Raw genomic sequence first — 6207 nt, 5'->3', positions numbered from 1 at the left:
CTAGGTAGCGCGGCCGTCTCGGCTGCGGCTCTTCGCAGGCGGGACGCCCGCGCTACATTGCTTCCAACTGTACAGCGGTGCTCCGCAATCCGCAACTTTTCAAAACGGCACCTTTCTAATAGAATCAGCTTCTTCGTAATGGACAGAATCAAAACAAAGGTGTGCATTATCGGCTCGGGCATTGCAGGATGTCTTTGTGCTAAGTATCTTGCGAAGAAGGTGGATGACATTCTGATCGTAGAAAGAGGAGCATCCGTCAGCCACAATTGGTCCATCCAAACCGGTGAGCATGAAAAAGCCGTGCCGACTGCGGAGCATCATCACGTCGTGGCGGAGGGCCAGCATCATACATTCGCATATCTTTACGCCTTAGGCGGAACAGTCAATCACTGGACCGGTCAGGCTCCACGTTTCATACCGAACGACTTTAGGATGAAATCCCTCTATGGAATCATGGAGGATTGGCCGATTACTTACGAAGAGCTGGAGCCATTCTATTGTCTGGCCGAAGAAGAGTTGGTGATTGCAGGGGCTTCTGACAATCCACGGATCCCGCGATCGAAACCTTATCCTCAGCCTCCGCATCCCTTCAGCCCGGCGGATTTACTGGTCAAACAATGTTTTCCATCGGGATCGGTTGTATCATGTCCTCAGGCTCGTCCCACGCAGGACGTCAATCATCGGCCGTCATGCTGCGGCTCCGCGCGATGTTATCTCTGTCCTGTTGATTCTAAATACACTCCATTGAATACTCACATTCCTCAGTTGGAATCACTTTCCAACGTTAGAATCCTAACCGAAACTGTGGTTCTCGAATTGAAGAGTTCAGGAAGAACCGTGCATTCCGCTGTCGCGAAAAAGGGTGATGGGAGCGAAGTGGTCATCGAAGCTGACTTGTTTATTTTGGCTGCAAATGCTTTGGAAAATCCTGCCATCCTTCTCCGAAGTAGCATGCTGCCACAGCACCCTTTAACTGGTCGATATTTGTTTGATCATCCGGTTTTGCTCCTCACCGCATTAATATCAAAAGACGGATTCCCCAATTACGGAAATAGTTTCTTTACGGCGAGTTGCTATTACTTCTACGATGGAACCTTTCGCGCGAAACGTGCAGGAGCTCTCGGAGATGTCATCAATATGGCCGGACTCCCTCCACATGATATGACTCCTCTCGTTGCGGACGAAACAGGTCTGAGCGGCAAGCGTTTGCGAGAGGAAACAGCAATTCGATTTCGAAAACAGGTAAGCATTAATTTCCTGCTCGATGACATTCCTGATCCGGATCGGCACATTCGCATCGGGAAGAAACGCAATCAACTGGGGATTCCTGTTTCAGAGATCTACCATCCTCCTTTCTCCTCCTATCTCGAAAGCGGCAAAGATGAGATAATTGATGCGATTCCGAAAATGCTGGCGAGCCTCGGGCCGAAAAAGCTGATTCATAAATGGAAGCCAGGCACAGGCGCCGGTCATCTTTTAGGAACTTGCCGCATGGGTGATCAAAAGAACGGAGTCGTCGATCGTTCTCTCAGGTACCATCTGCTCGATAACCTTTTCATCCTGGGTGGATCCGCTTTTCCGACATACTCGCCTGCCAACCCGACATTGACAATTGCCGCTCTGGCTATTCGCCTGGCCGATTATATTGGAGCTAACAGTGAAAAAGAGAACAAAAACATTAAAAAAGATATTCGTGATCCTGATCATTAATGCAGTTTTACTTACATTCCTTGCTTATTTGTTTGAACGTATTTTTTCTCCGTATTCTGATTTGCCGGTAAATGGCCGCGTGAGTGGTAAATGGTACACATGGGGTCATCTGGTAAAGACCAACAAACATGGTTTTCGAGAAAAGGATTTTTCATCTCATAAACCGCAGGGAACCTTCAGGGTTATGGTCCTGGGCGATTCTTTTACCTGGGGCGCCGGCCTTGCTGTTCGGGAACGATACACCGCGATCGCAGAAAAACTATTAAATCAGCATTTTAATGACAGGAAATTTGAAATGTTGAATTTTGGTATCAGGGGAGCATCAACGATCCAAGAACGAGAAATATTACGAAACTTTTACACGAAAGTTGATCCTGATCTTATTGTCGTAGGTTTTTGTCTAAATGATCCACAACCAAATGATCAAAGTTTCAGTATTGAAAGAGAAAAGCTACAAAACAGTGAAATTGGTCAATCTGTCCAGAAAATAGCAAGGAAATTACGAGAAATCGGGGTTCCTTATACTGGTAAACTTATCTCCAACTCATTTTATAGAACAGCTGAGCTGCTTGACATAATTCCCGTCTGGCAAGTTTCACTTCAACGAAGTTATGAACCATCATCCGCGGATTGGAAAAACTTTATCAGCGCATTAAAAGATATTAAAAAGATATCTGATCAGTTAAACCTTCCCGCTCCTTTTTTTGTCATTTTAAATCAAGGTAGTTCTAATAAATTAGGAACAGACTATAGCCATCCCGATGAGAATCTTCGGATTTACTTAAACTGGTACCATCAGGCAGAAGAAGTAGCAAAAGAGATCGGCTTTATTTCATATAACCATGAATTTGAAATCTCTCACCAATTGCGGAACGAACCACTTGCCATCAATACTCATGATGGTCATCCATCAGCGAATCTGAATCGTATCTATGGAAAAAAACTCTATGAACAGATTGTCACGAAAGCCATGGAACGCTAAATCGGCTTCCAGATAAACCATCCCACCGCCAGCCAGGCCAGAATGGAAACCGCGTAAGACGCGTACTCAGCGATACTTCGCTGGAAATGCAATTCAACGATGCCCTTACCTTTGATGACCATTTGATTAGGTGCTGCGCGGAAAAGTGGTATCTCGTTTCCATTCTGGTACGCACGCCAGTTCGGGAAATATGGCACTTTAAGATATACGAACTGCTCGACCGGTGTTTCAATCAAAACTCTAAAATGATCGTTCGCAATCTCATCGACCTGCACCGATGTTCTTGAGTCAAAAGGCCGCGAATCATCAACCGATACACCGCGGGGAACGCTCACCAAAACGCTCGAAAGCGCGCGGTTGTTAGGCCACCATTGTTCGACCCGTTTTTTCCATTCCGTATCCGGAACAACCTCAAGTGACGAAATAACTTCTCCGCGCGAACAGGGTATGCGATACACGGATAAATCTCGTTTGATAGACTGATTGTTGATCTGCATTGGAATCGAAACCAGGAATGGCTGGCTAGCACCCAGTCTCTTCATGGATGCGTCGATCATCTCCGGATGGAGAGTGCCGATCCAGCACACTCCAAGAAACTTCAAGTGCTCCGCGAGTAATTCGCTGTTTGAGTCATAAGCGAACACCCCCCACAGGTAAGGCTTTCCCATCAATTCCACGAGAGTGCTATTGATGGCAGCGCCATTCGCTGCAGACTCTATAAAAAGGCCGCTGAGCAACCGCGCGCCCTGCATCAAAAAGGAATGAGTTAGAAGATGTCGCGCATTCGCCTGCCCCAACACATCGTCAGCAGAATTCCTGGGAACTGCAATCAGTCCAAGCTGGTGATTGGAAAACCCTTTAGGAAGAAAAACACGTGCGCCTTTTTGAAGCTCACCAGCTTCATATACACGCAGAAATACGCTGATGAATATTATGATCGAGATCCCCAACAGGAGGCTCTGCCGGAACCGTTTGGTTGCAAGAGATAAAATACTTACAACGTAGATCATGACGAACACCCATAATCGATGCATATGCAACGGGTAGGGAAAATTTAGACGCGGAAAAATCGCGCTGCTTAACCAAAGCGGGAGGAGTAATCCTGAAAGGAGGAACGCAATTGTCCTTATCGGACTGCCGCCCTTTGTTTTTGCAATCGCAAAACCGATGATCGTCACAACGGCTGCAATGAAAAACCACAGCGCTTCATATTTTTCAAGATACCGGCCACTCTGATATTCGTGGAATAAAACAAGGGGAACCGTCCAAAGCAGTGAAAGCGTGGCAGCCACGAGCACATGGGCGCCATAACGAATTGCCAGCCTTTTGCTTCTGTAAAAAATGAACAAGTAAACCAGGGAGGCGAGAACGGCTCCAATAGCAACAAACGCATGAGCCAAAACAATCAAGGCGAGCAACGCGCTAGCCGCCATCAGCTTGCGGGTACTGTTCTTCCCCTCCTTCAACCAGGTGAGATAAAAAAAATAAAGAGGCATGGCAAATTGGTGAGTGAGAAGCCCACCCACGATCAAACCCTGGAACGTGCCCCCGAACGACATTGGCGCAACTGTTAAGATCACAAAAATCCAGATGAGTGCAAGGAGTTTGTCGTAACCCCGGACCCCCAAACTCTTCAAAAATGAATTAAGACTGAAAGGAAGTAACGCTACGGAAAAAACGACTAAGATCTTCAGACTCGCCGTTACTCCGATCACCTTCCCCAAACCGCCCGCGAGCCAGTGGAAAAGCGAAGGATAAAAATACCCCTGTGGATATCCGCCAAATGCCAGAGAATTCCACCCAGAAAACCACGGCCAAAGATGTTGTTCAAAGTACGCTGCTGCAAAAACGTGGCCGGGAGTGTCCCACGCGGACAGAGGTGACAGCAAGAAAACCCCGGCAAAGAATGCCGTTACCAGTCCGATACTCAGATACGTTGTAAGAGTGAAAACCTTTGTTCCTCTCTCATCGTAATCACTCAACTTTCATTCTCTAATGGGACAACAAAGTAGCGCGGACGTCCCGTTCGCGCAGTGTGCCGGCGAGACGCCCGCACTACTTTTTCATTGCAGAATCTCAGATTCTGTTCACGTTTTCAAGCATAAGAAAGCGCGCTTGCTCCCCTTTTAGCAATAGTGTTACTATCACGTGCGCGATCGTTTCAAGACAAGAGTGGATGAAAAAACAAAGCAGTATAACGGCTTTGGGATATCTCCAGTGAAAAAAAATATCATTTCAATAGATACGCTGATTCTTTTTCTTGCAACTCTGTCCGTAATCAAACTTGCCCCCGCCAAGGTCATAGCTTATCCCATTCTTCTGTTGCTCCTGGGGATTTATGTCTTGATTGACCTGCTGAATACACGCGGCGAAGATACGGTTTACCGATATAAATTCGCGGTCATTATTCTAATTATCTCTCTTTTAGCTGTTGTACCGTGTCTCCATAGAATATCTTTGAGGCATCATAGCGAACCTCACCATTTCGCTCACGACGGCGGGGTGATTCTGACAGAAGAAGCGGTTAAATATTTCCTGAGTGGGAAAAATCCATACGAAGAGGACTACTACGGTACGGCACTTGAAGACTACTACACAGTATATAAGCTTGGTGACATAAGAAACTCAGTCATTCAGCATTACACTTATCTGCCACTCACATTTATTCTGCCACTTCCCTTTTATATTCTTTCGAAAGCTATCCTGGGCTGGTTTGATATGAGATTTATCTACCTTCTGATGTTCATCCTATCTCTTTTGATCCTCCCCAGGCTTACCGATAGTAATCAGAATAAAGCCCTTCTTCTCACGATCTTTGCATTGAACCCCCTTTTTACCAATTTCATTGCGACCGGGAGAAATGATGTTTTTCTCCTGTTCTGGATCATTCTCAGCGTGTTTTTTCTAACGCTTGATAAACCCCGCACTGCTTCTGCTTTTCTCGGATTTGCCTGTGTCAGCAAACTCACTGCGTTGTGTCTGATTCCATTTTTTTTAACTTACCTCCTGAATAAGGATAGTGAATCAGTGCCTTTCACCCAAAAAATATCTTTTGTTTTTAAGCAGGCCTATCCGTTGGTGCTGATTATTGTAATCTTCATTCTTCCTTTTCTTATTTGGGATGTTCATTCTTTCAGGGAGGACATATTAAACTGGGATGAGGCTTATCCTTTGGGAGGGACGCCCGGGTTTGGATTTGCAAACCTGCTGCTATATACGGGATATTCAAAAAATGACTATTTCCCGTTCAAATACCTGCAGCTCATACTCGGACTGCCATTGCTCTATTTTTTATTAAAAAGACAGCTAAAAAATAATACGATCAATCTTATGCTTGTGAATTACGGATTCCTTTCTCTTACATTGCTTTATTTTTCAAGATTCCTGCATGACAATTACATAGGTTACGGTTTTTCGATATTCTGTCTGGGATTTTTTGCAAATAAAAGGAATGCCGCTGGAATGTTTTAAATAGACAGACGCCTTCAATACAAAGTAGCGCGGACGTCCCGTCT

The 6207-nt window shown here is 45.6% G+C and carries 5 protein-coding genes; 3 read left to right on the top strand and 2 right to left on the bottom strand.

Annotation, left to right across the window (positions count from 1 at the left end; all coding sequences use genetic code 11):
* Positions 1-182, bottom strand: a 182-nt coding sequence (locus tag L0156_19140) for a hypothetical protein (protein MCI0605107.1), incomplete at its 3' end; no start/stop codon positions are given.
* On the opposite strand from L0156_19140, the gene L0156_19135 reads away from it, so the two are divergent.
* A complete protein-coding gene (locus L0156_19135; GenBank protein ID MCI0605106.1) occupies positions 139-1710 on the top strand; it encodes a GMC family oxidoreductase in 1572 nt (523 codons plus the stop codon). The genes L0156_19140 and L0156_19135 overlap by 44 nt on opposite strands.
* A complete protein-coding gene (locus tag L0156_19130; protein ID MCI0605105.1) occupies positions 1658-2692 on the top strand; it encodes an SGNH/GDSL hydrolase family protein in 1035 nt (344 codons plus the stop codon). Before L0156_19135 ends, L0156_19130 begins: the two co-directional genes overlap by 53 nt.
* On the opposite strand, the gene L0156_19125 is transcribed toward L0156_19130, so the two are convergent.
* Positions 2689-4674, bottom strand: coding sequence for a hypothetical protein (locus L0156_19125; GenBank protein MCI0605104.1), 1986 nt, complete (start codon positions 4672-4674; stop codon positions 2689-2691). The genes L0156_19130 and L0156_19125 overlap by 4 nt on opposite strands.
* 235 nt (positions 4675-4909) lie before the next feature.
* On the opposite strand from L0156_19125, the gene L0156_19120 reads away from it, so the two are divergent.
* Positions 4910-6163 carry a DUF2029 domain-containing protein gene (locus L0156_19120; GenBank protein MCI0605103.1) on the top strand — a complete coding sequence of 418 codons (1254 nt, stop codon included), beginning with the start codon at positions 4910-4912 and terminating at the stop codon, positions 6161-6163.
* Positions 6164-6207: the final 44 nt, after the last annotated feature.

This window comes from bacterium, assembly GCA_022616075.1.
In the GTDB taxonomy this organism is placed as follows: Bacteria; Acidobacteriota; HRBIN11; order JAKEFK01; family JAKEFK01; genus JAKEFK01.
The sequence above is the reverse complement of the archived record's forward strand: the minus strand, read 5'-3'. Positions and strand labels throughout refer to the sequence as shown.

Bases quoted from the DNA above. Each gene is read 5' to 3' on its own strand.
- L0156_19135 (MCI0605106.1), top strand. From the start codon at position 139: ATGGACAGAATCAAAACAAAGGTGTGCATTATCGGCTCGGGCATTGCA.